18 protein-coding genes and 1 pseudogene are annotated in these 24,261 nt (G+C 69.6%); 7 read left to right on the forward strand and 12 right to left on the reverse strand.

What is annotated here, in order from left to right:
* The first annotated feature begins 33 nt into the window (after positions 1–33).
* Positions 34–498, forward strand: coding sequence for an SRPBCC family protein (locus ACWDEN_RS22095; protein WP_351612938.1), 465 nt, complete (start codon positions 34–36; stop codon positions 496–498).
* Positions 499–786: 288 nt separating this feature from the next.
* On the opposite strand, the gene ACWDEN_RS22100 is transcribed toward ACWDEN_RS22095, so the two are convergent.
* A complete protein-coding gene (locus ACWDEN_RS22100; protein WP_351612940.1) occupies positions 787–1,179 on the reverse strand; it encodes a nuclear transport factor 2 family protein in 393 nt (130 codons plus the stop codon).
* A gap of 683 nt (positions 1,180–1,862) precedes the next feature.
* Positions 1,863–2,519 (reverse strand): TetR/AcrR family transcriptional regulator, encoded by a 657-nt coding sequence (locus ACWDEN_RS22105; RefSeq protein WP_351612943.1) that lies wholly within the window; start codon positions 2,517–2,519, stop codon positions 1,863–1,865.
* A gap of 138 nt (positions 2,520–2,657) precedes the next feature.
* Here ACWDEN_RS22105 and ACWDEN_RS22110 point away from each other — a divergent pair, with 138 nt between their 5' ends.
* Together ACWDEN_RS22110 and ACWDEN_RS22115 are read left to right on the forward strand one after the other, a co-directional pair.
* Positions 2,658–3,497: a patatin-like phospholipase family protein gene (locus tag ACWDEN_RS22110; protein WP_351612946.1), complete on the forward strand. Its 840-nt coding sequence runs from the start codon at positions 2,658–2,660 to the stop codon at positions 3,495–3,497.
* 299 nt (positions 3,498–3,796) lie between these two features.
* On the forward strand, positions 3,797–4,045 hold the full coding sequence (locus ACWDEN_RS22115) for a hypothetical protein (protein WP_450859931.1): 249 nt from the start codon (positions 3,797–3,799) through the stop codon (positions 4,043–4,045).
* Here the strand turns inward: ACWDEN_RS22115 and ACWDEN_RS22120 are convergent.
* Positions 4,024–4,545 carry an NUDIX domain-containing protein gene (locus tag ACWDEN_RS22120; protein WP_351612950.1) on the reverse strand — a complete coding sequence of 174 codons (522 nt, stop codon included), beginning with the start codon at positions 4,543–4,545 and terminating at the stop codon, positions 4,024–4,026. The genes ACWDEN_RS22115 and ACWDEN_RS22120 overlap by 22 nt on opposite strands.
* Before the next feature lie 134 nt (positions 4,546–4,679).
* Entirely contained in the window at positions 4,680–5,237 is a 558-nt protein-coding gene (locus ACWDEN_RS22125) for a GNAT family N-acetyltransferase (RefSeq protein WP_351612952.1), read from the reverse strand.
* A gap of 1,151 nt (positions 5,238–6,388) precedes the next feature.
* Here ACWDEN_RS22125 and ACWDEN_RS22130 point away from each other — a divergent pair.
* Positions 6,389–8,488, forward strand: a complete 2,100-nt coding sequence (locus tag ACWDEN_RS22130) for a HelD family protein (RefSeq protein WP_351612985.1) — start codon at positions 6,389–6,391, stop codon at positions 8,486–8,488.
* Between the two features lie 661 nt (positions 8,489–9,149).
* Here the strand turns inward: ACWDEN_RS22130 and ACWDEN_RS22135 are convergent.
* Both ACWDEN_RS22135 and ACWDEN_RS22140 read right to left on the reverse strand, forming a co-directional pair.
* Positions 9,150–9,524 (reverse strand): hypothetical protein, encoded by a 375-nt coding sequence (locus ACWDEN_RS22135; protein ID WP_450859932.1) that lies wholly within the window; start codon positions 9,522–9,524, stop codon positions 9,150–9,152.
* 527 nt (positions 9,525–10,051) lie between these two features.
* On the reverse strand, positions 10,052–10,495 hold the full coding sequence (locus tag ACWDEN_RS22140; RefSeq protein ID WP_351612958.1) for a hypothetical protein: 444 nt from the start codon (positions 10,493–10,495) through the stop codon (positions 10,052–10,054).
* 299 nt (positions 10,496–10,794) lie between these two features.
* Between ACWDEN_RS22140 and ACWDEN_RS22145 the strand changes: the two genes are divergently transcribed.
* Entirely contained in the window at positions 10,795–11,013 is a 219-nt protein-coding gene (locus ACWDEN_RS22145; protein ID WP_351612960.1) for a hypothetical protein, read from the forward strand.
* Positions 11,014–11,896: 883 nt separating this feature from the next.
* Here ACWDEN_RS22145 and ACWDEN_RS22150 read toward each other — a convergent pair.
* The 3 genes from ACWDEN_RS22150 to ACWDEN_RS22160 form a co-directional block, all read right to left on the reverse strand.
* Complete coding sequence (locus tag ACWDEN_RS22150) at positions 11,897–12,835, reverse strand: L,D-transpeptidase (protein ID WP_351612988.1); 939 nt, start codon at positions 12,833–12,835, stop codon at positions 11,897–11,899.
* Between the two features lie 383 nt (positions 12,836–13,218).
* On the reverse strand, positions 13,219–16,584 hold the full coding sequence (locus ACWDEN_RS22155) for a lectin (protein ID WP_351612963.1): 3,366 nt from the start codon (positions 16,582–16,584) through the stop codon (positions 13,219–13,221).
* A gap of 1,005 nt (positions 16,585–17,589) precedes the next feature.
* The gene (locus tag ACWDEN_RS22160; RefSeq protein WP_351612965.1) at positions 17,590–18,339 is read right to left on the reverse strand and encodes a TioE family transcriptional regulator; all 750 of its coding nucleotides are present in this window, start codon (positions 18,337–18,339) and stop codon (positions 17,590–17,592) included.
* A gap of 58 nt (positions 18,340–18,397) precedes the next feature.
* On the opposite strand from ACWDEN_RS22160, the gene ACWDEN_RS22165 reads away from it, so the two are divergent.
* Together ACWDEN_RS22165 and ACWDEN_RS22170 are read left to right on the forward strand one after the other, a co-directional pair.
* The gene (locus ACWDEN_RS22165; RefSeq protein ID WP_351612968.1) at positions 18,398–19,609 is read left to right on the forward strand and encodes an erythromycin esterase family protein; all 1,212 of its coding nucleotides are present in this window, start codon (positions 18,398–18,400) and stop codon (positions 19,607–19,609) included.
* A 223-nt stretch (positions 19,610–19,832) separates the two neighbouring features.
* Entirely contained in the window at positions 19,833–20,702 is an 870-nt protein-coding gene (locus ACWDEN_RS22170; RefSeq protein WP_351612971.1) for an acyl-CoA thioester hydrolase/BAAT C-terminal domain-containing protein, read from the forward strand.
* A 149-nt stretch (positions 20,703–20,851) separates the two neighbouring features.
* Here the strand turns inward: ACWDEN_RS22170 and pstS are convergent, their stop codons facing one another.
* From pstS to ACWDEN_RS22185, 3 genes and pseudogenes are all read right to left on the reverse strand, one after another.
* Positions 20,852–22,000: a phosphate ABC transporter substrate-binding protein PstS gene (gene pstS / locus ACWDEN_RS22175; RefSeq protein WP_351612973.1), complete on the reverse strand. Its 1,149-nt coding sequence runs from the start codon at positions 21,998–22,000 to the stop codon at positions 20,852–20,854.
* Between the two features lie 529 nt (positions 22,001–22,529).
* A complete protein-coding gene (locus ACWDEN_RS22180; protein ID WP_450859933.1) occupies positions 22,530–23,948 on the reverse strand; it encodes an MFS transporter in 1,419 nt (472 codons plus the stop codon).
* 237 nt (positions 23,949–24,185) lie between these two features.
* A pseudogene (locus ACWDEN_RS22185) lies at positions 24,186–24,261 on the reverse strand (transglycosylase SLT domain-containing protein); the annotation flags it as partial.

Raw genomic sequence — 24,261 nt, forward strand, 5'->3', positions numbered from 1 at the left:
CCATTGGTACATGCCGCATGTACCGTGTGGTACATGAAGTCTGTCACCGTGTCGATCGACGTACCGCAGACGCCCGAGCAGGTCTACGACTTCCTCGATGTCATGGCTCACCACGAGCGCTTCACCGACCACTACCTGACCAACTGGCGCTACAGCGGCCCCAGCCGGGGCCCCGGATCGCGCGCCACGGTCACCGCCGCGCTGGGCGGCGCCAAGACCGACGTCACCATCGAGGTCGTCGAGGCCGAGGCGCCGGGGCGCATCGTCGAACGCAACGTCAGCGCGGGCGGCCGGCGCCTGGCCCACGGCGCCTACACCATCGAACCGCTGCGCAGCGGCGGGAGCCACATCACGTTCACGTACGCCTGGGCACGCGCGCCTCTGGCCGACCGCCTGTTGGCCCCCATCGTGCGGGTCACGATGCGTCGGGCCAATCACACCGTCATGCAACGCCTGGCCACCGAGCTGGCTCGCCACCTCACCGCTGCCGATTCCTGAGGGCGGTGCAGACCCGCCGCTTGTGCCCAACCAACGCACGATTCAAGGCCAGGGCCGCCCCGCCCCGCCTCCACGCCAGATTCGTACGCGTCCAGGAACGGGGAGGTCACGGTCACAAGGCACGACGAAAAGGCATGATGGTGGCAGGGCCAACCGGGCGGGGCCCGCACATCGCAGGGTCCCGGTCCATCGCCCGCTCGGCCACGAGCCGGGACTCGCATTCCGGATCGAGACTGGTCTGCTCGTCGCCCCGGCCGAACCACCAGTGCGGCGTCACCCACGCACTGTTCACGGCTCCTGAACGACGGTGCCCTGGTGGTAGAGGATCTTCCAGTCGCCGGCGTCGTGCTGCCAGATCGTCGCCCGGCGTGTTCTCCGCCCGTCGAGGACCAAGGTGTACGTCAGGAGATACAGGTCGGCGGCCAACTCCCGGCAATGGAAATCGGACGTCTCCCAATCCTCGGTCGGCGGCTGCTTGTAGCGCTCCTCAAGGGCGTTCAGCACGTGGGCGCGGCTGTAACGTCGCCCCGACGCGCCCGTCTCCCAGAAATCGGGCGCCGTCATAGCCTCGAAATCGGCTCTTGTCGTTCCGAACTCCGGTCTGTGAAAGAGCGGTTCCCTACGAACGAGCTCGTCGAGAACTCCATGCAGTCGCTCATCGGTAACGAGATCAGGTTCCATCCTCAACAGCTAACAGAGCGAAGCCCGGCCAGGCATCCGAGTTTGCGGAGGACACACGGGGAGGTGGACGCCCCGGGCAGACGACCTCACTCGACCCACGTAAACCCCGACCGCCGATTCGAGCTCAACACGAACAACCGACTCGACCTGGTCCTCGATGCAACGGTGCCCGGCCCCGCGCCACACCCGAGGCGCAGGCCGTCGAACTCCCGCGGTACCGCCCCACGCCCCTCCTCGCCCGGGAGACGAACGGTGACCTCGCCCGTGTGGTCCCCCACTTGCGTGCCAAGCAGCCCAAGCCACCACCGACGCCGATCACCGGGCCCTCAGCCCTCTCGTCGGCCGTCTCGTCGGCCGTCGCATCGCCCGCACAGGATTCACCCTGATCATGCCCCCCCGATGGGGCGGCTGGACCAGCGAGCTCGACCTGTCCGTCGAACTCTTCGGCCGCTACTCCCCCAAGCACACCGAGCAGATGCGCATCGCCGCCGCCATCGGCCGTACAGACACCCGACCTGGCGGTGCTCGGAATGCTCATCAATGCCCTCGGCCCCTGGTCCGCGGCCGAATACACGGCCGTGCACGGCCAGAAAGCCCCGCGTCCCTGACGGATGGCTCACACCATGACTGGGCCTTCTCAGCTTGTTGTTTGAGACAGGGCAACCGTGTGAGTCAGGGGCCTCTCAACGCCGCCTGTGCGGGCCTAGGTTGAGCAGCACGTTGCCGAGCTGGTCGGACGTGAGGGCCGGTGCGGGCAGCGGATGTACGGACGGGCTGGCGCGAAGGCCGTCGAGGAGCAGGGCGAGCGGGCGGTGCCAGGCCTCCGGGGCGACCGTGGTGAGCGCGGGAACAGCCCTGCCCAGTGCTGCCAGGGTGAAGAGCAGGTCCTCGGTGGTGAGGTCGGGGCGCATGGTTCCCTGCTCCTGACCGCGCCGGAGCAGCTCGTCGATGGTTTCACGGTTGTGGGCGTGGATCGCCTCCAGGGAAGTCACGCCTTCCAGGTTCGTGGTCATGAGGTCATTGGTGCCACGGTCTGCGGCCAGGCCCGCGAACACTGTTCGCAGGTACTGCGTCAGTCCCGTCCACGCGTCCTCGGCGGTTCGTGCCCGCTCGCCCGCTGCTGTGGTCTCCGTGAGCGCATCTCGGAAGACCTCGTCGACGAGCGCTGCACGGGTCGGGAAGTGCCGGTAGAGGGTGGCGTTGCCCACGCCCGCCCGCCGGGCGATTTCATCGAGCGGGGCGTCCAGGCCGTGTTCGGCGAAGACCTCGCGGGCTTTGTCCGTCAGCAGCTTCCGGTTGCGCAGCGCATCGCGGCGTCCCACCGGCGGACGGTCGTCCATTGTGTCTCCCTCTACTCACCCCGTACCGGGGAGCGTTCCCCGGTACGGATGCTATCGTCAGCCGAGTAAACGGGGACCGATCCCCGTTTTGGTTTACGCGGGCGGGGCGTCCCCGGTCGTTCACGGGGAGGGGGAAGCATGTCCGGCACGGCACTTGTGCTCGGCGGCGGGGGGCCGGTGGGCGGGGCCTGGTTGGCCGGGGCGCTCGCCGGGCTCGCCGAGGCCGGGATCGATCTCGGCAGCGCCGAGGTCGTGATCGGCACCTCCGCCGGTGCCGTCTTCGGGTCCCGGCTGCGGTGCGGCGTCCCGGCCGCGGATCTGTACGAGCGCCAGCTCTCCGGAGCAGACGCGGTCCGTCTGCCTGTGACCGCGCGCCAGACAGCGCGCTTCCTCTGGGCGGCGCTCGGCTCCCGCCATCCCCAGCGGTCCGTCGAACGCCTCGCCCGGGCGGCGCTGCGCGCCCGGACCGGGCCGGAGTCGGATGTCTTCGACACGGTCGGCGCGCTCCTGGGCAACGTACGCGACTGGCCCGGGCGGGAGCTGCGCATCACCGCGGTCGACGTGCGGACCGGACGACTGGAGGTGTTCGACTCACGCTCCGGAGTGACACTGCTCGAAGCGGTCGCGGCGAGCTGCGCCGTGCCCGTCGTGTGGCCGCCGGTCACCGTGGCGGGCCGGCGCTGGATGGACGGCGGCAGTCGTTCGACCGCCAACCTCCAGCTCGCACGCGGGTATCGCCGGGTGCTGGCGGTCGTGCCGGTCCCCCGGGCGGTCGGGCCGCATCCGAGCGCCTCGCAGCAGGCCGCGGAACTGTCCGACGGCGGGGCGCGCGTCATCCTGCTGTCCCCCGACCATGCCGCGCGCCGCGCGATGGGCCGCAACATGGCGGACGACACGCGCCGGCCGGCTGCCGCCCGCGCGGGCTACGCCCAGGCCAGTGCACTGGCCCCTACCGCGGCCGACGTCTGGCAGGGGTGATCTGCGTCGATGCGCACGTTGCCAAACTGCCCTAGACCGCGCGAAGTTGAAGTCATCGGCCGCACGAGGCGATGATGCTCCTGGTAAGTGGGTATTCCACCGACCACCCGCTCATGAGCCTCGCCCAAGGCGTCCTCAGCCTGCATCTGGCCAGCTCAGACTGAGAATGAAAAACACTCAACGAGTTTGGTGCACGAGGGTGCCCCGCGGGAGGCGCTCACGGAAGTGGTGCGCTGATCCCGGGCCGGCCGTACTCGGTCGTCGCCCCGCTGGAGGTCGGCCGTGCCTCCTGGACCGCCGTGCTGGACGCGGTCCGCCTGGGACCCGGCGCCGACGGTGCCGCCATCACCGCCGCCCAGATCCGCGAGGTCGTCGAGCGACTGGTCGCCGTCGCCGAGTGGAAACACGGGGACCCCGAGATCCGCGTGGCTCTGCACGCCGGATACGACACACCCCGCATCGCCCGCGCGCCCACGCTCATCACCGGAAGGGCACCAATCCCCGTCGAACCGGCTGAGCGTCACATTCAGGGCATGTCCCCGAGGTAGACGGAGCCGTTCGCGGGCTGTTCGGTGCCAAGTGCGGCGAGAGATGCCGTCAGCCCGAGCGGCAGCAGGACCAGTTCACTGACCGTGCCCAGGGGATGCCAGATGACGGCTGATTGTGTGCGATCTGGTGCCGTTGCCGGCGACGTGACGTCCGAAGCCGGTTGAGCTTTGAAGTACAGCTGAAGTTGCTGCAATTGGGTTCGGTGATACGGGTTGGCCGGGTGCCGGTCCGGCAGGTACTCGCGGACCCATAGCAGTTCACCGATGTCGACCTGCAGTCCGGTCTCTTCCTTCACCTCCCGGCAAGCGGCCTCTGCGGCCGTTTCACCAGGCTCTACACGTCCGCCGGGCAGAACATGGAACTCTCGGTCGTTATCGCGATGCCGGATGAGGAGGACGCGGCCATCCTGGTCCACGACGACTGCGCGAGCACTGACCCGCAGCGCGGCCTCGCGGGTACGTGGTTCGGCGCTGGATTCCGACAGCGAATGACCGTTCATCCAGACAGCCTACGGGCGCACGCAACCGGGATGCCGCGATTCGGACTGCGTGAGACGTCGGCGGACGCCGTGCACAACAATCCCTCCAGCTCTGACGACTGCTGTTGAGACTCGTCGACAACCGATGCCCGTTCTCACCCGTGCGGCCATTCATCGCCACGTATTCGGGCGTGGAGGTGTTCGTCATGCCACCCGTCCGCATGCAGTAGGGCGCTTCGCATAGTGCCTTCCAGGGCGAAGCCGGCCTTCGTCGCAACCCGACAGGACGCCGGGTTGGTTACGGAATGAGTGAGGCGCAGCCGGTGCAGACCCAGGTCATCCACCGCCCACCGGCTGAGGCGCACAGTGGCATCGACCATGACTCCGCCACCACGACCAACCGGCAGCATCCAGTAAAGGATCTCAGCGCTCCCGCCCTTGAGATCCATGTCCCCCCAACCGATCAAACCCATCGGTTGCTCACCGAGCCGCGCGATGGCCCAGATCGCTGCCTGCTCGGACACCCAGCGCTCATGCCAGCGTGCGATTTTCGCTCGGGCGTCCTCCAGGGAGACGTCACGCCCTGGACGGCTCCACTGCTGAATGTCCGGGTCGAGACTGGCATCCACGAGAGTCTGGGCATCGTCTTGTCGCCACGGGCGCAGTTCCACGTTCCCTGCAAGCCGGAACGCGGGTTGTTCGATCTGACTCATCCGGCCGGCAGGTACTACGGCAGGTGTCGAAGAGATCATCGCTGCATCATGCCACCTGGGCACCGCCGCTCAGCGGGCATCTCCAGGTCGTGCAACAGGCACTGACATGACGTCACTGCGTGGAGGCGGCCCGCCGGTCGAAGGGCGGCTGGTCGGAGATTCCGATGCCCGTGTACCCGTCGCTTACCCGTGCTCTGGCGGAGGCATTGATCGATGTTCTCTCCTTCGTCGAGGGCTGCGTTGACGGTCAGATGGATCCGGACGACGAGGAGAGCAGGAGGCGCCCTTGTCATTCAGGTATGCGTAAACGCGCTGGTAGCTGCCCTTGTGGCCGAGCGGCACGATCTCCTCCCACAGTTTCCATGCATTGGTGCAGCCCCCAAGCCAACGGTCGTCCAAGCAGGGCTTGAAGTCGTCGAAGGACGGAGGGCCGGTTCTGCCACTGACCGGTGAACAGCTCCTCCGGTCCGGGGCCGGTCGGCGAGCCGGTGTCCTCGCGGACAGGATGAAGCGGGCGGTTGTGGGGCCCGTTCGGTCTCGGGTTCGGGTTCGGCTTGAGGTGCCCCGGGGTCAGGATGCGCAGACAGTGGCGGTCTGGGCGACGCTCCGCTCGGCGGCCTCACTCAGGTTGTGCCGGAAATGCCACCGGTCCGCGGCCGGGACCGCCTGCGCGGCTCCGGCCCCGGCCCCCTCGGCGTAGAACGACGAGCCAGGCGGCCGGACTCCATGCCTCCGAGGCTGGGAGCAGATCATTCGGGCCGCGCGGGTTTCGATGTCCGCCAGGACGGTGCCGGAGTGGCAGCCCTTGCGGGTGGGCGCACCCTTGGACGCCGACCACCTGCGGCGCCGGTACGGGCCGGAACCCGGGGCGACCAGGACCCGCACCGCGGGCAGGCGGAGCCAACCGCGGTGCCCTGCGCGTCAACACGCACCATGTCGACTGTCACATCCATCGACAGCATCGCGATGTCCGCGATCGACAGGAACAACAGCTCCTTCAGGAAGCGGAATCCGGCGCCAGAGCCGCAGAGGGGCGCGGTGGTGCATCGGAGGCCACATTCCACCTGGTTTGGTCAATGTTTACTTTTCCGGAATCGGTCTGCATAGTGGCGCCTCGAAATATTGGCGGGTTGAGCCGAGAGGGCCTTTTCTTGTCCCAGATCAACGATGGTGCCGCGCGCGAGGTGGAGCTTGAGCGAGTTCAGGTTTCCGTCATAGGCGAGCTGTTCGACGAGCGGCTGGCCGGGGCGCGGGAGCAGCTGGCGCGCGTGCTCGCGTCGCCTTCCGACAGCGCGGGCGAAGCGTACGAGAGGGAGGTGGCGGCCGGGCGGCTGGCGAGGGAGGTCCGTCGGCTGGAAGGGGCCGAGGACGGGTTGGTCTTCGGCCGGATCGACCTGGCGGACGGAACCGTCCTGCGGATCGGGCGGCTGGGGCTGCACAGGGACTCGGACGAGCTGCCCTTGCTGGTGGATTGGCGGGCCGAGGCCGCACGGCCCTTCTATGAGGCGACGCCGGTTCACCCCATGGGGCTGCGGCGGCGCCGCCATCTGCGCCTGGCGGGCCGCACGGTGGTGGGGGTGAGCGATGAGCTGCTTGACGGTTCCGCGCCCACTGGACAGGACGTGGTCGGCGACGGTCCGTTGACCGCGGCGCTCCAGGCTCGGCGCACGGGGCGGATGGGTGCGGCGGTTGCCACGCTGCAGGCCGAGCAGGACGCGATCGTCCGGTCGCCGCACCGCGGGGTCTCCGTGGTGCAGGGTGGTCCGGGCACCGGAAAGACGGTGGTGGCGCTGCACCGCGCCGCGTATGTGCTGTACGCGTTCCCGAAGGCAGCCGAGCGCGGCGTGCTCGTACTGGGGCCGAACGCGCGGTTCCTCGACTACATCAGCCAGGTCCTGCCCTCGCTCGGGGAGAACGACGTCGTCCTGGCGACGTGCGAGGAACTGGCCGGCGTCGTACCGGACGCCGCGGAGCACTTCGAGGTGGCGCGCCTGAAAGGGAGTGCCGCGCTGGCCGACGCGCTGGCCGCTGTGGTCCGCTCACGGCAGGCCCCGGGCGGCGACTTCGACGTCCGGGTCGGGCAGGAGTGGATTCGTCTGCGGGACGGGGATGTCGCACAGGCGCGGGAGTCGGCACAGACCAGTGGTCTCGCGCACAACCGGGCGCGTCGGCTGTTCAAGGAGCTGCTGGTCGACGCCCTCATCCGTGAGCTGGCCCGCAGCGGCGCCGAGGCACTCGAACGGATCGACGCCGAGGTCGCGCAACTGACCGGCCTCGACCTCGACGGGGCTGCGGCAGCGGACCTGCGCCGCCTCGGTCTTGACGACGCGCCCGCCACAGGTGCCGACGAGTTCGACGCCGACGCCGTGCGCGCCGACCTCCTGGACGATGCCTTGATCGATCAAGCCGTCGAGGACCTGTGGCCCCGGCTCACGCCCGGCGATGTGGTCCGCGCCCTGCTGACGGACGGCGACGCGCTGGCCGCGTACCTGCGGCAGTTCACCGCCGACCAGCGTGCCCTGCTGTGGCGAACGCCCGGCGCCCCCTGGACGGACGCTGATGTGCCGCTTCTCGACGAGGCGGCGAGCCTGGTCGACGGCCCGCCCGAGCACGCCTTCGGGCATGTCGTCGTCGACGAGGCACAAGAGCTCACGTTCATGCAGTGGCGGATGATCGTGCGCCGTTGCCCGGGCAGGTCGATGACACTGGTCGGAGATTTCGCCCAGGCAGGCCCGGCGACGGTGGCCCGGGACTGGAAGGAGGCACTCGGCCCGCACTTCGGACGGCGCTTCGACCTGCGCACCTTGACCGTCAGCTACCGGACCACGCAGGAGATCCTCGCCGCCACAGGGGACTTGCTCGCCCGGATCGCCCCGGGTCGTCCACCGGTCCGCTCGATCCGGCGCGGCGAGGTGCCTCGAACCCTTGCCGCGGCGCCTGAATCGCTTGTCACCGCCCTCGTGCGGGAGCTGCGAGAGCAGGAGGCCGCGTACCCGGGCGAGTTGGTCGGGGTGATCTGCGCCGATGGCAGGGCGGAGCAGCTCGCGGCTGCGGGGATCGAGCAGCATGCCCGACTGGTGCCGGCGTCACAGGCGCGCGGCTTGGAGTTCGACGCGGCCATCGTGGTCGACCCGGACGGGATCACCGCCGCCCGCCCCGGGGGCGAGCGCGACCTGTACGTCGCCCTCACCCGGGCCACCAAGCGACTGTGCACCATCACCGTCCCGCCTGTCGTGAAGATCGCGAGATGAGAGTGAACGAAGCCCCTTTCAGACGTCACGGCGGATGCGCAGAAGTACAGCCAGGACGATGGCCGTGGCCGGGGGGCTCAGCGCTGCGTGCCGGGCACCGCGAGCGAGACGGCGGACACACTCGGCCCGCGGCTACCAGTCCCCGGTGGCACATGTCCGCTCCCCCGCGCGGGAGCCGGCCGCCGCCCGCCCGACCACGACCGCGGCCTGAGAGCATCGAGCACCTGGGCACACCCGTCCCGGACCGCCGAACCAGCCCTCCCGCGCGGTGCCGCGCATCGATCCGACGACCCGCGTGCCGCGTACCACCGTCGCCGGCGCCCGCCCATCGGCGTCTGGCGCGAGCACCGGCCGTTGCACGGCGGCGGCAGCCCTGTGCTTCCCGACAAGCCACGGGCCCGGCCGCCCGCGGCCGACTGAAGCGCACCCGCCGCCGGGCCCTGTCGACAGGGAGGGAACGCTACAGGTGACCGCGTGCGGGACGCGGATACCGAGGACCAGCCGCCTGGGGCGCCCTGTTCGCCCGGGCCGTGAATGAGCGTCCGGTGCAGTTCGTACGCCGGCGGGCACGAGGCCGTGGCCACTTCCGCCTGCGCCCCCGAACCGGTGCGCGTGGCTGAGGCTGCCGCCTCCAGCCGCCTACCTGGTGGCGGGCGTCGCTTCAGATCCGGCGCTCATAGGCGCGGATCTCGGTGGCGATGGCGGCGTAGTCGGCGCTGTCAACGTCGCCGTGGAGCTGTAGGACGTCGTGGCCTTCTGCAGTGAACTCGTAGGTGACCTCATGCCAGTAGCTCTCCTTGTAAGGGTCGTCGACGAGCGTTTTGAGGGCACCGAGGTTGTAGGTGACGCGGGTGGAAGCCTCGCCGTTGACCTGGATCCAGAACTTGGCGTCCTTGTCGAAGTCTCCGCCGTTGTTGTGGCCGGCCCGCAACTTGACGGTCACGCGGCAACCGGGGGTGGTCAGGAGTTCCTGCTGGATTTCGCCGGCCTGATTGCCGTTGAAGTTGACGGCCTGGGACTGGACACAACGGAGCACGGAAGCGTTTCCGGGGGCGCGCACTGTCGCCAGTACGCCCCCCACGAGACACTCGGCCTTCCGCTGCGAGAACGGACAGTGCCGCCTGCGGTCGGGTCAGCGGCGATGTCCGCCACAATGGCCACCGCGATGGTCGGGGTCGCCGCCCGAGGAGACGGCGTCGACGAAACGGCCTCGGTCGTTGCGCGGAGTCGCGGTGTCGCCATCGTCGTCCCGCACCTGCCTGCGCCGATGCTGATACCGTCGGCGCGGTCGTCCCGGCCGCGGAGTCGTACTGCACACCGCTGATGCAGACCGCGGGGTGCCGCGAGTAGCCGGGGTGGTGGCCCGCGGCCGCGTCCGGCAGCGCCGCCGCGCCCACAAACGCAACCGCTGCAACGGCGACGGCGACGGCGGTCAGGTGACGTACAGAAGACGGCGTTCACCCGAAAGTGAGTACCAAAGCCCCGTCTTCGTGACGCACGAGGGCCCCAGCAAGGACGAATTCCAGGAGCCCTCGTCCATGCGCCGCTACAAGCCGTCCGTGGTCACGACACCGAGGCGACCGGCCACTCCACGTCCCCGTAATAGCCGTAGTGGCCGTTGACGGTGGCCCAGAAGCCCACCCGCACCACGTACGCGCCGCTGCCAGGGTGGTAGTTCTGACCGTTGTCGCTGATCCAGATCGCGTCGTTGGTGCCGGGCCCGTACCACGTGCCCATGCAGCCGTAGTCGTGCACATAGGACCAGCCACCGAAGCCGTCCGATTTCCACAGTTGCGCGCAGGGGAAGACGGCCGGGTGGCCGGAGCCGCTGCCGGGGTCGAGCGTGACGGCGATGCGGGCATAGAAGCCACTGCCGTTGTTGCCCCACTGGTCCTCGATACAGGATTCCAGGTGGATACCGTGGCCCGCGTCGGCGAAGCTGCCGGTTCTGTCCGAACGGCAGCCCCAGTTACTGGTCGCCGCCGAAGCGTTGCTCGTGCCTGTCACAAAGGTGTGTTCCGGCCTGCCTTCCCACGCCCTGCGGAGCGGTCCTGGCCGGTCGGACCCTCCTCGCGTCCTGGCGTGGAGACCGCAGACGACGGCCGAGCAGCAGGATGATCACGTCGAACTGGCTCGACGGCAGGACGGCCATGGCCGTGTAGAGGCCGGCCCAGGACCGCAGCCCGGGACCATACGGCTCACATTACGGCCGGATCTCAGGCCGAAGCCCGGTTTCCGTCGGCCGGGCGCGTCGTTGCGTTACAGGGGCCGACCTGGTCGTCGCGCTCACCGCATGGGCCGGGCCGGTGCCGCTCGCCACGGTCATGGCGGCCGCGGTCGGGCCGCTGGGGCGGCTGGGGCTGACCGGTGTGGGATGCGTGGCGGTGATCCTGATGTGGCGCAGGGAGCAACTGCCGGTGCGGGCGGAGGTGCTCACGGCGACGCTGTGTGCCTGTGGTGTCGAGGTGCTCGCCGTACGGCCGTTGCGGCTGTGGAGGTTCTCGCAGGCCGGCTGGCCCGCCTGACTCCCGTTCCACCATGCGCTGCTGGTCCTCGTCCGTCTGGTCGCGGCTCGTTCGCTGCGGCGGTTGGCGCGCCATGCGCTGGTGGCCGGCGTGCTGTGCTCCGGTGCGGCGGATTCGTCCTGCGGCTGGTGGTGCGCCGGAATCCGGTGATGCTGCCGCGCGTCCCGGTGATCGTCGCCGTCTGCGGGCCGACCGGCTTTGCCGGGGTCGCCGCCGAACGTGGACGTATCGGCGTTCGCCCCTGTCGTCGATGCCACCCGCGCTCACATCACCAGAACGCGCCCGCACAGCGCCTGCCTCCGACCTGGCACAACAACTCCCCCGGGGCCCCCACACCCCTCCTCGCCCGTGTGCTCCCCCACTGCCGTGCCCAAGCAGCACAAGCCACCACCGAAGCCGATCATGGCGGCCGGACCAGCGACCTCGACCAGTCCGCCGAGCTCTTCGGCCACTACCCCCCCCCGGACGCGCCGAGCAGATACGCATCGCCGCCACCATCGGCCGGACTTCCCGTGAAGGCTCAAGACCGTTCCCGGCCCCGAATCGCGGACCGCAGCGGCCGATCCCGCTCTGCCGCCGGTCGAAGGCCACGCCGGAGCCGCCGTGGAGGACGGCAACGAACTCGTCCTCGAGAGGGCATTCCACAGACCCGCGGCAGCGTCTGCGACGTCGGCGAACTGGCGGGACACGTCGGTGCCGTGCTACGCGAAGCGACGGCGCTCATGCGGGAGTTCAGTGGCCTGCCGGCTGACCTCGACCAATGGTGGGACGAGTGGGGCGTGCCGGAGGGCCGGTCGGTTTCCGACCAGCCCGAAGGACGAGTACGACGGTCGCCTCGCGGTCAGCATCGTCGAGTGCTGACTGGCGACGCCACCGCCGCGCATCACAGGGTCGCGGTCGTCCCCTCCCCGGACGCGCTGCCCGCGAGCCACTGGTCCCATCCCAGGTTGAAGTCCGCGTAGCCGTTGTCGGCCGGGGCCTTGGCACGGGGCGAGCCGGTGATGGTGACGGGGTCGCCCTGCTTGACCTGGCCGTAGAACCACTTGGCGTCCGACAGGGACAGGTGGACGCAGCCGTGCGAGCCGCGGGCGCTGCCGCTGCCCGGATTGGGGTCGCCGGTCGAGTAGTGCACGTATGTGCCGGTCTGGGTCAGGTGGATGTCCCAGGGCAGCGTCAGGTCGTAGTAGTTGGGGCTGCCCTTGTCGCAGCTGATGCCGACGCTGCAGGAGGTCATGTGAACCTTCTCCTCCTTGTCGATGACGGCCATCGTGCCGTTCCACGTCGGATACTGGGCGCTGCCCGCATTGATCGACAGGGTGCGCACCAGCCGGCCGTTCCGGGTCACCTTCATGGTGTGGCCGGTCACCGAGACGTCCGCGCGCACGTCGTCGCCGATGGTGAAGGTGTGCGTGTAGTTGCGCACGCCGTAGCGTCCGTTGCCGTTGCTGACGCCGTTCAGGTCGGCGTCGATCCGCACCTTCGTGCCGGAGGGCCAGTACGTCTTCGGCCTCCAGTCGGCGCGCTGGTCGCCCATCCAGTGCCAGGCGCCGACCACCGGCTGCGAGGCGCTCACCTTCATGTGCTTCTCGACCGTGGCCCGCGCCTTCGCCGCCACCGGGTTGGTGAAGACCACCGAGATCGGCATTGCCACGCCGACCGTGGTGCCCTGCTGCGGGGTGATCGTGTCCAGCAGCATCGGCGGGCCCGCGGGCTTCGTCGGTGACGGAGAGGCGCTCGCACTCGGCTTGCCCGACGCCTTTGCGTCGTTCCCGCTCGCCTTGTCGCTGCCACCCCCGCCACAGGCACTCACGCCCACCAGCATCGCACCCGTGACGAGTGCGATCCCTATGCCGCCCTTGCGCCGTCCCACGACCTGCCCCGTTCTCTCGTTCTTCAGCCCATCCGGCCCCGACTTCCTGATCAGACAGCAAGGGTGTGGGCCGCAGTTGCGTGCGTCGCGTAAAACGTGTCCCAAATCTCCGTGCACACTGCCACTCGGGGGCGTGGTGGAAGGCCGAACTCGCGGCAGGACACACGACACCCCGCACACTCAGCGGGACATCCCTGAACCAGCGCCGGCAAGAGGGTATTGCTTCGCCGCATGCCGGCCGGGCAGGGCGGCGAGCGGTGCGGTACGCCGGTGGGGCCGGTCCCGGGGCTCGCGCTTCGGGAACCGGCCCCGCCGTCGTCAGTGTCTGCCGTCTGTCACTGGCCGAAGCCGTAGGCGAACAGATGGTCGGTGCCTGTCGAGCCCGTCACCGGCAGGGTGATCGACGCCACCTGCTTGGACGCGTCGAGCGGGACCTTCGTGGCGAAGACGTAGGTCTTCACGCCGTCCCGGCCCCCGCTGCCGGTGTTCCGGTAGCCCGTCGTGACGGCCGTGGTGTCCCCCGCGAGCGGCTTGCTCGAACCGGCGTTGAGCGTCCAGTCGGAGAAGCCGACCGTCGCCTGCGAGGTGGTGCCGTCGGTGTAGGTGACGGTCAGCGTGCCCGAGACCCCGCTGCCGTCGGTCGGTGCGTTGGCCGCCGTGCCCAGCAGGCCCAGCGACGCACCGGACGTGCCGGCCGGCATCGGGATGGTCTGCCCAGCCATTTCCAGGTTGTCCAGCTGACCGGACGTCACCGTCGGCCAGATGTAGGAGATGCCGTCGACCGTGACGGTGGAGCCGCTCGTGACGCTGGCCGCCGACAGCGCGTTCTGCGAGAACGCCCAGCCGCCGCTGTCGAAGCCGCCCGAGAAGCTCGCGCCGTCGGGGTAGATGCCTTCATTGGTGTCGTACGGCCACAGCTCGCCGGCCTTGGCCACGGCCACGCGGAGGGACGCGCCGCTGAGCGCCGCCCCGGTGCTGTGATCGGTCAGGGCGAAGGTGATCGGGAACGTCCCTTCGCTCGCGCCCGCTGTCACATGGACCTTCGCCTCGGCGCTGCCCGAGGCGGGTACCGTCACCGAGCCGGACGTGGTGTCGAGCGTCACGCCGGAGGGCGCCGTCGCCTTCCAGTCGACGGTGACGTCCTTGCTGCCGAGGTTCGTGAGGTCGAGCGTGGCGTCACCGGACGCGCTCGGCTGGAGCACCAGGCCGTCGCTGGACGGGCCGGTCGCGGCCAGGACCCGGTCGCCGCCGGTGGTGTCCGACGGCGGCACCGCCGACGGGTCGGACGCCCAGGACTTGTTCGGCTGGGAGCCGAGGGTGAAGTCGACCGTGCCCGCGCTCTTGAACTGCTGGTACGTCAGCCAGGAGGTGTTCCACTGCTTGCCCTTGACCGCGAGGGACTGCACGTACGGGGCCCCGGGTGCCGCCTGCGGCGCGTTGATCTGCACGGTCTTGCCGCCTGCGAAGGTCACCTTGGCCACCGGGAACGCCGGGCTGCCGAGCGCCAGGGTGTCCGTGCCCGGGGTCTCGGGGTACATGCCCAGCTCGGACCAGACGTACCAGGAGCTCATCGCGCCGAGGTCGTCGTTGCCGAACGAGCCGACCGGAGCGTTGAAGTAGAGCTTCTGCTGGGCCTCGCGGACGGCCTCCTGGGTCTTCCAGGGCTGGCCCGTGTAGTCGTACTCCCAGGGGATCTCCACGCTGGGCTCGTTGCTCAGGTTGGCATTGGTGTTGCCGGGGTCGGTGATGTTGTCGAGGAGACTGTCCAGGAAGGACGAGTACGCCTTGTCGCCGCCGCGTGCCTGGATGAGCTGCTGCAGGTTGAAGGGGACCATCGGCGTGTACTGGGCCGACGTACCCTCCACGAAGCCGTTGGAGGTACCCGGGGTGAAGCCGCCCGCGAACTGGCCGTTCTTGTTCTTCGCCTGCATGTAGCCGGTCTGCGGGTTGAAGACGTTCATCCAGTCCTGGGCGCGGGTGGCGAACTTCGTGTAAACGTCCGTCCTCCCCAGTGACTTGGCGAAGGCGGCGAGGGCGTAGTCGGCGGAGTCGTACTCCAGCTGCGTGGAGACCGGGCCGTAGAAGTTGCAGCAGCCGTAGTCGTTCTCGTCCAGCGGGAGGTAGCCCTTGGCGTCCCGCACCGACTCACCCGGACGGTCGTTGTTCGGGACGGTGGCCTCGTGCTGCAGGGCCGCGAGCGCCTTGTCCGTGTCGAAGCCCCGCGCGCCGAAGGCGTACGCGTCGGTGATGATGCCGGCGGCCGGGTCACCGACCATGACGTAGCTCTCGCCGTTGTTCGACGCCCACTTGGGCAACAGGCCTGTCTGGTCGTAGCCGTTGAGCATCGAGGTGACCACGTCGCTGGTGACCTTCGGCTCGACCATCGCCATCAGCTGGGTCTGGGAGCGGTAGGTGTCCCAGCCGGAGTAGTTGGCGTACTGGGCCTGCTGGCCCTTGGCCAGCTTGTGGATCTGGTTGTCCATGCCCATGTACTGGCCGTTGTCGTCCGAGAGGACGTTCGGGTGCAGCAGCGCGTGGTAGAGCGCGGTGTAGAACTGCGTCTGCTGGTCCGAGGAGCCACCGCCGATCTGGATCTTGTTCAGCACCGCGTTCCAGGCGTCGTGGTTCGCCTGCTCGACGGCGTCGAAGTTCCAGTTCCTGATCTCGGTGGCGAGGTTGTCCGCCGCGCCTGCGTCACTGGCGTAGGAGATGCCGACCTTTGCTCTCACCGTTGGGTCGGAGGAGGTGTCGAACGTCAGGTACATGCCGTTCGCGCCCGTCGTGGGAGGCTCGGCGGAGGTGCCCGTGGCGCTCTTGCCGGTCGCTGACGTCCGGGGCGCCGCGCTGCCACTCGGGGCCGGGGACGGCGTGCCGGAGGGCTTGCCGGCGCTCCCGTGCACGGTCGGGGACGGAGCCGCGGGAACGGTGAAGTGCCGTTCCTTCAGCGGCTTTGACGGGTGGGCCTGCAGGTTCTGGCGGGCCTTGCCCGCTTTCAGCGACGTCGCGCCCGGGTTGACGGTGCTGCCGACCCAGGTGCCGCCGGCGGTGAACGGCCGGTCGAACTTGATGTCGAAGTGCAGCGTGTAGCGGTTGTTCGCGCCGCAGAAGTGGCCGCTGTCGATCGAGCCTCTGATCTCCTGCTTGTTCACCACCTGGACGCGGGTGCCGTCCACCTGTGTGGCGCCGCCGCTGAGCTTGAACAGCAGGTTCGCCTGCTTGCCCGCGGGGAAGGTGAAGGTGCCCAGGCCCGCTCGGGTGGTGTCGGTCAGCTGGGTCGTGACCCCGCCCGCGTCGGTGACCTTGTAGTACCCGATGCCGGTCTGCTCGTCGTCGTGCCTGAAGCCGACGGAGGCGTTGCCGAGGTCGCCCGGCAGCGTGCCGGTCACCGGCAGGACGGGCAGGTCACCCGCGACGCCGCAGCCGGGACCCGAGACATGGGTGAGGCTGAAACCGGACAGTTTGTCGTCGTTGTACTCGTAGCCGCCGCCGGAGGGGCGGTCGGGCGTCGTGTCGGGACCCCACTGCACCATGCCGGCCGGCATGTCGGGGCCGGGGAAGGTGTCCACCTCGCCCGAGGTGCCGATGAGGGGGTTGACGAGGGACGCGGGGTCCTTCGCCAAGGCCGGTGTCGCGGCGCTCTCGGCATAGGCGTCGCCGGTCGCCGGGAGCGGGAGCGCGGCGATTCCCAGGACGCAGATCACGGCCAGGCGTTGACGGAGTCTTTTGCGGTTACGTGGCGCAGCTGAACGTCGGGGTCGGACCATCGGTTGCCTCCGCAGCGGTTCGTGCTTCGCACAGGTGCTGACGTGCCGAAGGACGGGGACGTCGTCATGGCAGGCAACGTTGTCAGGCCGCTGGGGGAAGCGGCCTGACAACGTTGCCATGCACGAGTGTCGAGTGAAACGCGTGAGCTCACGGAATGTCAACGAGGTCAACGCAGCTTTCTGAGCGCGAAGTTCGCAATCGGAGTGGCCTCGGCACCACGCCGCCGCTGTCGGCAAGCGGTCCCGGACCCTGCGGCGGATCCGGTAGTCCCGCCGCGGCCAGAGTTCACGCGGGGGCTCCGTGGTCAAGGAACGGGCCCGCCCGCGCCTGAACGGACCAGCCAGTAACCGGGCTGTGCCTTGGCGCAGTTGCGCACCCGTAAGCGCAAGGCGCGTTCCCCACCGCCGCTACAGGTGCGCAACAGAAAGGACACAGGTGAACGCCCTGCTCCGCCCCTGCGTCCGGGGCCTCGTGACCGACGGCCCGTCAGGGCGGCGCGGCAAGCGCGAAGCGGCTCCCGCCCCTCCCCCGGCGTCACGGTCAACGCGTGGGTTCGGGCGGGAACTCGAGGCGCTGCACCCGGTTGGGTTTCACTACGCCTACATCGTCGAGGACGTGGGGATGATGTCGGCGACGCAAGGGCAGACTCCCAGTCGGCAACGCCCCTTGCATCGCAAAAGCGACCGGCAACGACACCGGGCGCGCTCGGGTCGCGCCGCACTGCGGATGGCCTTCGAACCCGGCGCCGGCAGTGCCTCGGGCTCCGGTGTACGAGGTTCCCGGCACATCCTCGCCCGGCTGTGCTGGGAACCGACCATCAGGTCCATCAACGTTTCGCTGATGCCGTCGGCGTCAGCGCCCTGCGGGACCGTGTGGGGGCGCCGGTCGCGTAGCCGGATGTGTCTGCCCTCGGCGTGTCTCCGCACCTGACGGCCGCAATCTCATCCGCGCTCGCGGAGGTACGCCTCCAGCTCTGCGGCGCCGGTCAGCATTGCCCGCCCCCGGGCGGACAGCCGACCGCGCCAGTCGCGCAGCGCGGCCTCCAGCGGCTCCAGTCCGCCGGCCGCGCGCACCTGGACGATCAGCGGGGCGATCTGCTCCAGCAGGTAGCCGCCCCGCCTGAGCTGGTGGGTCAGCCGGGCGTCCCGTACGTCGGCCTGGTCGTAGACGCGGTACCCGGTCAGCGGGTCGCGGCGCGGTCGCACCAGTCCGGCGCGCTCCCATTTGCGCAGCGTGGCGGGCCGGATGCCGAGCTTCCCCGCCAGCGGCCCGATGAACGTACCGCCGGGCCCGGACACCCCGGCCGGCTCGGGCCCCACACCGGGCGAGGGCGCCGCACTGGGCTCCAGGTCGCGGAGGGCGTTCTCCACGGCTTGCAGGGTTCGCCGGTCGTCGAGGAGTTGGGCGTGGCTCTCGTCGATGAGCCGGAACGCCTCATCGACCGCGCCCTGGTTCACGGCTCGCATGATCGACGTCGCCGTCCGGTGACCGTGGCCGGGCACCAGGGCAAGAAACGCGCGGAGGGCCCCCGCGTGCAGCGAGGTGTAGGTGCGGTAGCCGTGGGGTGTGCGAGCGGCGGCCGGAAGGATGCCGGCCTCCTCGTAGTTTCTGATCGCCTGCGTGGACAGACCGTGCCCGCGCGCCAGGTCGACCGGCCGGAGTCGCTCACCGTTTTGAGGGTTTCGCCGCATGGAGCCGACGGTATCGCGGAAAAGTTTCAACCGAAGGTTCAACGATACCGTTGAATGCATGGCCACTGACATCAAGGACACCGTCCATGCCTTCGAGGCTGCCGCCGTCATGAGGCTGCTCCCGGCCCGGCCGCGGCTGCTGGCCCTGGGCGAACCCACCCACGGCGAGGACGTTCTGCTCGACCTGCGCAACGAGGTCTTCCGTCGGCTCGTCGAGGAGGAGGGCTACCGGACGATCGCGATCGAGAGCGACTGCATGATGGGCCTGGTCGTGGACGACTACGTCACCTCGGGCACCGGCGATCTCGACGAGGTCATGAAGCACGGATTCAGCCACCCGGACCTCGGGTTGGGCGCGTCCGCGGCCAACCGCGAGCTCGTGCGCTGGATGCGCGCCTACAACGACGGCCGGCCCGCGTCCGAGCGGGTCCGCTTCGCCGGCTTCGACGGCCCACTGGAGATCACCGGCGCCGCGAGCCCCCGGCAGGCCCTCACCGCACTCCACGACTACCTCGCGGCCCGGGTGGACGCGGACCTGCTGCCCTGCACCGGGGAAACGCTCGACCGCCTGCTCGGTTCCGACGACCGGTGGACGGACCCAGCCGCGATGATGGACCCGGCCCGGTCCGTGGGGCGGTCGGCCGAGGCCGGGGAGTTGCGGCTGCTGGCCGACGAGCTGGTGGCGCTGCTCGACGCGCAGACGCCGCACCTGCTCGCGGCGACCTCGCGGGACGACTGGGACCGGGCGCGCCTGTACGGGCGCACCGCGACCGGTCTGCTGCGCTACCACTACTGGATGGCCGACACCTCACCGGCCCGTATGACGCGGCTGTGCGCGTTGCGGGATGTGGTGATGGCCCACAACCTCCTTGCCGTCGCCGCTCGGGGCCCGGCACTCGTCCATGCCCACAACTCCCATCTCCAGCGGGAGAAGAGCACGATGCAGATGTGGCAGGGGCCGGTGGAGTGGTGGAGCGCCGGTGCGCTGGTGAGCGCCCAGCTCGGCGAGGGGTACGCCTTCGTGGCCACGGCGCTCGGCACGATCCGGCACCAGGGAGTGGACGCTCCGGCCCCGGACACCGTCGAAGGCCTCCTGTACGCGCTCCCGCAGGACCGCTGCGTCGTCGACGCCCCTCGGCTGGCCACCGCCCTCGGCGACACGCGTCCCGCGCCCCGCGTATCCCCCTGGTTCGGCTACGCGCCGCTCGACCCGGCGCACCTGGCCGGAAACGACGGGATCGTCTTCGTCAAGGATGTACGACAGACCTAGCGCCGCAGACTTCGGCTCGCCAGGGCAGTTCGTCCCGAAGTCCCTGAGGAGGATGGGGCGTTGGTCGTACCTTGTGGCGTGCGAGGTATGCGGATGGGGGCGGGCGCACGCGGCGGGAGGCCAGCGCCCGGGAGGCGGTGCGCTGCGCTGCGGATGCAGGCGGAGGAATGACCACGTCAACTAGGCTGTGCGCACAGATGGCGGCGGACCGACGGGGGACCTCGTGGATGTCACCGAGCGCGAGCTGGCCGATCCCTGGGAAGGCGTACTGGCCGTTCCCGCCCGGGGCAGTGACATCGGTGTCCTGGTCCTGGCGGGATCCAGCGGGCGCGTGGAACGGGAGAGAGCACGCATCCTTGCCCGGGAGGGCATGACGGCCGTGTCGATCCGCTGGTTCGGCGGTCCTGGTCAGTCCCAGGGGATCTGCGAGATCCCCCTGGAGACCTTCACCACCGCCGTCGACTTCCTCCGTTCGAACGGGGCACGACGCATCGGCATTCTGGGCACCTCCAAGGGAGCCGAGGCGGCGCTGCTCACGGCGGTGCACGATCCGCGCGTGGACGTTGTCGTCGCGATGTCGCCCACGTCCCGGATCTGGTGCAACGTCGGACCCGGGCGCGATGGAGCCCTCCGCCCTTATCGATCGTCCTGGACCTGGCGAGGGCAGGCGTTGCCTTTCGTCCCCCTGGACGATTCCTGGACTCCCGCGGAGACGGACGGTGGGCCAGTCGCCATCCGTGGCTGGTACGAACTCAGCGAGCGCACGTTTGCTGACCGGCTCTCTTCGTCGGAGATCCCTGTGGACGAGGCGCGAGCCGATCTACTGCTGGTCGCGGGCGGCGACGATGAGATGTGGCCGTCTCTTCCCTTTGCCGAACAACTGGCTCAGCGCCGACGCTCGGTCGGGGCCTCGGTGCGTCTGATCGCCCGCCACGATGCCGGTCACCGGCCACGCCTTCCTGGCGAAAGCCCGGCGTCGGCATCTCCACGCTTCCGGTACGGAGGCACACCCGAAGCCGACGCTCTGTTGGGCACGGTTGCATGGCCTCACCTCCTCTACGCACTCAGCGGCGGCTGCTCTCCCTTCCGCTGATCGCGCACGAGGACCTTGCACGCCGCAAGGCCGCACGCCGCCGCACCACGTGCGGGATGACACAGGGCGCGACGGCGGGCGGTTCGGGAGAAAGTGGCTGGGCGCGTGGCCTGGCGGAGGCGCGGCGTACTGTCCGGCCGCCCCTCGACTCAAGGAATGCTTGTGATCGTGGTGCGGACTTGGGCGATCACACTGGCGGGGAGTGTGGCGTAGCCCTGGAAACTGAGATCCTGCTGGCCTTTTTCGCTGGCGATGTAGTTGAGGAACGCCTTGGTGGCGGGCCAGGTTGCCGGTTTGTTGCCTTTGTTGCAGACGACTTCGTACGTGACCATGTCGATGGGATAGGCGTCCGCCGCTTTGGTCGTGTAGTCGATGGTGAGCCTGATGTCGCCCGCCGCACCGGTCGTCTTGGCCCCCGCGATGGCTTTCGAGGCGTTGATGATGTTGGGGTCGACGGGGGTAGGGGCACCCGTGGCGATGGAGGCGGTGGGGATGGTGTTGTTGATGGCGTACGGCAATTCGAAGTAGCCGATCCCGCCCGCTGTCTGTTTCACCTTGGTGGCCAGGCCCGAGGAGCCTGCGGCGGACTGCCCGCCCTTGCCGACCCATTGCTTGCCGTGCGGGTACGGCCAGGCGCCGGAGGCGGTGGTGCTCAGGTAGGAGGTGAAGTTGTCGGTCGTGCCCGAGGCATCGGAGCGGTGGAGGGCCTGGATCGGCGTCTTCGGGAGGGTGGTGCCCGGGTTGAGCTTCGCGATCGAGGGATCGTCCCAGCTGGTGATCTGCGAGTTGAAGATCTTCGCGAGGGTTGGGGCGTCAAGGACCAGTTTGTCGACCCCCTGCAGGTTGTAGCCGACCGCGATCGGGCCGCCGACCATCGGCAGGTCGATGGCATTCCCTCCGCTCTTGCAGACGCTCTTGGACTGGGCGATCTGAGCGGGGCTCAGCGCGGAGTCGGAGCCGGCGAACGCGGTACGGCCGTGCAGGAACTCGGTCTGACCTGCTCCGGAACCGGTGCCGTTGTAGGTGATCCGGGTTCCTGGGCATGCCTGGGTGTAGTTCTTGATCCAGAACCGCATCGCATACTGCTGGGCGGTGGAGCCGGATGCCAGCAGGCCGGCCGCCTTGCCACAGTCGATACCGGCGGCCGTGGCGGTGCCGGCGGAGGGGCTGGCAGGTGGTCTGCTGACGGAGCCGGACGGCTTGTGCTTCGCGCCGCAGCCGGTCAGGACCAGAGCACCGCAGACCGCTGCCGCGCCGATGGCCAGGGGATGCGTCCCGCTCTTGGGGTGAGGCTTCACTCTCGGGGGGTCCCTTCGTGGAGTCCGCCGAGTACGACAGGGTGTGCGGCGGCGCGAGGTACGAGGTCACTGCGGCTGGAAGTGGTCTGCGGCGGGTTCAGCCTCCGCGGGGCGGCTCAAACGGGGAGTGATAGCTGTGCATGATCAAATTATCGCGAAGCGTGTCCGATCTCCTGACTGGGCGGCGCGAGCCCCTGCGGCAAACGGGGGAAGATCGAGGTTTTCGATCGGGCGAGAGCTGCGCACGGTGGAACCGGCCACCAAGGTGGACGGCAGGATGGCCGCCCTGCGGGCACCTTCCGGGCACGGATACCACTCGTGGCGCTCTCGCGGACCGCCGCCCAGCGAAGTAAGGACCGGTGTGCGCGGCACCCACGATCGCGGGTTCCCGTTCGTCCCCGTCGGACATGATGCGCCCCGGTCCGCCAACTCACCGTCCCCTTACACCAGGAGAGCTGTCCGACCCGTGTGCGCGCCGTGGGCGTTCACCAACGCGGGGAGCAACGCCCGGGGCGCGTGGGACCCCGCGCTACCTTGATCGCGGCCTCGATGGCACGCACAGCCATGCGAGGACCGCTGCGGTGAGGTAGGCCAGCGCGCCGAGGGTCATGCTGGTGCGCAGCCCGGTGGTGTAGTGGGTGGAGGTGGCGAGCAGGCTGCCCCCGAGCGCCACGCCGGTGGCGCTGCCGATCTGGCGGGCGGTGTTGAACAGCGCGGAGGCGGCACCTGAGTACGACGAAGGCGCGGCGCCCATCACCGTCGCGGTGGAACCGGTGAGGGCGAAGGACGTGCCGAATCCGGCGGCCATCATCGGGACCACCAGCAGCGGGTAGGCGGGATCGGCACCCGCCGCGGCCCAGCCCGCAAGCCCCAGGGCGGCCAGCAGCATGCCGGCGACGACCAGGGGACGATCACCGGTACGGCGGGCCAACCGCCCGGACAGGACGGAGGCGAACATGGTCATCGCCACCGCCGGGAAGAGCGCCAGCCCTGTACCGAGGGCGCTCAGGCCGCGCTGGTGCTGGAACTCCAGGCTCGCGGTGAACACCATGCCGTAGAAGCCGAAGTTGAACAGCAGGCCGATGACGACTCCCCCGCTCATCGCCCGGGAACGGAGCAGGCGAAGGGGCACAACGGGTGACGCGGCCAGCCGCTCACGCACCACGAAGGCCGTGGCGGCCGCGGCGGCCAGGCCCACCCCGGCGAGGACGACCGGGGCCGTCCAGCCACGCCGTCCGGCCTCGTTGAGAGCCGCGGTCAGCAGGGCCACCGCCGCCACGACCGCGCACTGCGCCGGCCAGTCCAGGGCCCGGGCGGCACACCGGGGTGAACGCGCCACGTGCCGCAGGGTCAGCAGCAGGCAGGCCACACCGACGGGAAGGTTGATCAGAAAGACCCAGCGCCACCCCACCGTGGACACGAGCAGGCCGCCCAGCAGCGGCCCGGCCGACGCCGCGATGCCCGCCATCGAACCCCACAGCCCGAAGGCCCGCGAGCGTTCCGCCGGCACCGGGTAGGCCTGTTGGAGCAGGGCCAGGGAACCGGGCACGATCAGCGCCGCGCCGAGCCCTTCCAGCAGTCGGGCGGCGACCAGGAAGGGGGCGTCGGGGGCAAGGGCGCACCCGGCCGAGGACACGGTGAACACGGCCACGCCCCAACAGAAGACCCGTCGGTTGCCGAGCCGGTCCCCCAGTGCGCCGCCGGTCAGCAGGAAGCCGGCGAAGACCAGGGTGTAGCCGTCGGTGATCCACTGGATGCCGGTGAGCGAGGTCCGAAGGTCCCGGCCGATCACGGGCACGGCGACGTTGATGACCGTCACGTCCAGGATGACCATGAAATACCCGGCGCACACGGCGAGGAGCGGTACCCACATGCGCCGCTGGGGCCGGTGGACCGACTTGTGAGAGCGCAGGGACCCGCTGCCGTCGCTCGGCTCCGCGAACGCCACGGTCTCAACCCCATCCCGCGCACGGACGTACACAACCGAACGTCACAGTAGGGGACGTGTGCCTCGTATCCCGGGAAGACCAGGCTGTTGTGCCTCACGGCTTGCGGGGCTGCGCAGACGCTCGCCCAGTGTCGCACAGCAGGTGGCGACGCTGCGGGCCGGCCAACTGTGCCGGGTCCGGCGGGACTTGCCCATACGGCCCGCTACAGCTCCGCGCCTGGAGGTGCGGGGCGTGACTCAGTAGGCGGAGTTGACGTTGTCGATGGAGCCGTAGCGGTGGGCGGCGTAGTTGGCCGCGGCGGTGATGTTGGCG

This window comes from Streptomyces sp. NPDC001153, from assembly GCF_053598315.1.

Excerpts from the sequence above, each read along its gene's own strand:
- ACWDEN_RS22120 (WP_351612950.1), bottom strand. The coding sequence starts at position 4,545 with ATGAACGGTCATTCGCTGTCGGAATCCAGCGCCGAACCACGTACCCGC.
- ACWDEN_RS22125 (WP_351612952.1), bottom strand. The coding sequence starts at position 5,237 with ATGAGTCAGATCGAACAACCCGCGTTCCGGCTTGCAGGGAACGTGGAA.
- ACWDEN_RS22105 (WP_351612943.1), bottom strand. The coding sequence starts at position 2,519 with ATGGACGACCGTCCGCCGGTGGGACGCCGCGATGCGCTGCGCAACCGG.
- ACWDEN_RS22150 (WP_351612988.1), bottom strand. The coding sequence starts at position 12,835 with ATGCTGGTGGGCGTGAGTGCCTGTGGCGGGGGTGGCAGCGACAAGGCG.
- ACWDEN_RS22095 (WP_351612938.1), top strand. The coding sequence starts at position 34 with ATGAAGTCTGTCACCGTGTCGATCGACGTACCGCAGACGCCCGAGCAG.
- ACWDEN_RS22110 (WP_351612946.1), top strand. The coding sequence starts at position 2,658 with ATGTCCGGCACGGCACTTGTGCTCGGCGGCGGGGGGCCGGTGGGCGGG.
- ACWDEN_RS22165 (WP_351612968.1), top strand. The coding sequence starts at position 18,398 with ATGGCCACTGACATCAAGGACACCGTCCATGCCTTCGAGGCTGCCGCC.
- ACWDEN_RS22160 (WP_351612965.1), bottom strand. The coding sequence starts at position 18,339 with ATGCGGCGAAACCCTCAAAACGGTGAGCGACTCCGGCCGGTCGACCTG.
- ACWDEN_RS22100 (WP_351612940.1), bottom strand. The coding sequence starts at position 1,179 with ATGGAACCTGATCTCGTTACCGATGAGCGACTGCATGGAGTTCTCGAC.